The organism is Pseudomonas sp. 3A(2025) (genome assembly GCF_054589175.1).
The window spans coordinates 1-1,120 of record NZ_BAAILM010000054.1; the positions used below are offsets into that span (position 1 = coordinate 1).

The following is a 1,120-nucleotide window of genomic DNA, read 5'->3' on the forward strand; positions in this document are numbered from 1 at the left end:
GCCCCGATGTGCTGGTGGGCATTGCGGTGGAGCGCAGCCTGGAGATGGTGGTGGGGCTGCTGGCGATTCTCAAGGCCGGTGGCGCCTATGTGCCGCTGGACCCTGAGTATCCGCAGGAGCGCCTGGCCTACATGCTCGAGCATAGCGATGCCTGCTTGCTGCTGACCCAGCAGCGGTTGCTCGACCAGTTACCGGTCACCGACGTCCAGACCTTGTGCCTGGACCGTGACGGGTCGCAACTGGATCACTACCCGGTCGATAATCTGGACGTAGTGGTTCATCCCGAGCACCCGGCGTACTGCATCTACACCTCGGGCTCCACCGGCAAGCCCAAGGGCGTTGCCGTGCGCCATCAGGCACTGGCCAACTTCCTGTTCAGCATGGCCGACAAGCCTGGACTGACGGCCGATGACCGGGTATTGGCGCTGACGTCCCTGTCCTTCGATATCGCCGGTCTGGAACTGTATCTGCCACTGCTGGTGGGGGCGTCCGTGGTGCTGCTGGCCGATCGTGAGAATCAGGATCCGCAGGCGTTGCTGAAGCTGATTGAGCAACAGTCGGTCACGACCGTCCAGGCGACACCGTCGACGTGGCGGATGCTGCTGGATGCCGCAGCGCCCGAACAATTGCGCCAGTGCCGGCTGCTCAGTGGCGGCGAGGCGCTGGCACCGGACCTGGCCAACCGGCTGCTGGAGCGCAGCGAACAGGTATGGAACCTGTACGGTCCGACAGAAACAACCATCTGGTCAGGGCTGCACTGCCTGGACCGACACGCACCGACGCCCTTGCTGGGCACGCCGATTGCCAATACTCGCCTGCACATCGTCGAGCCGGGTCTGGGCGCGGCGGCCCCGGGTGTTGCCGGTGAGCTGCTGATCGGGGGCGACGGGCTGGCCCGAGGCTATTTGCACCGTCCTGATTTGACGGCAGAGCGTTTTGTGCCGGACCCGTTCGATACCAGTGAGCAGGGCGGCGGTCGTCTGTACCGGACAGGCGATCTGGCGCGTTACCGCGCCGAAGGGGTGATCGAGTACGTCAGTCGTATCGACCATCAGGTAAAGATCCGCGGTTTCCGTATTGAACTGGGTGAGATCGAGGCCCGGTTGCTGGAGCACGAAGC

General features: G+C 64.2%; 1 protein-coding gene. It reads left to right on the forward strand.

Features of this window, described 5'->3' with window-relative positions; translation table 11 throughout:
* Positions 1 to 1,120 (forward strand): amino acid adenylation domain-containing protein (locus tag ACYP2A_RS20450; protein ID WP_459747666.1); only part of this gene is annotated, 1,120 nt, incomplete at both ends.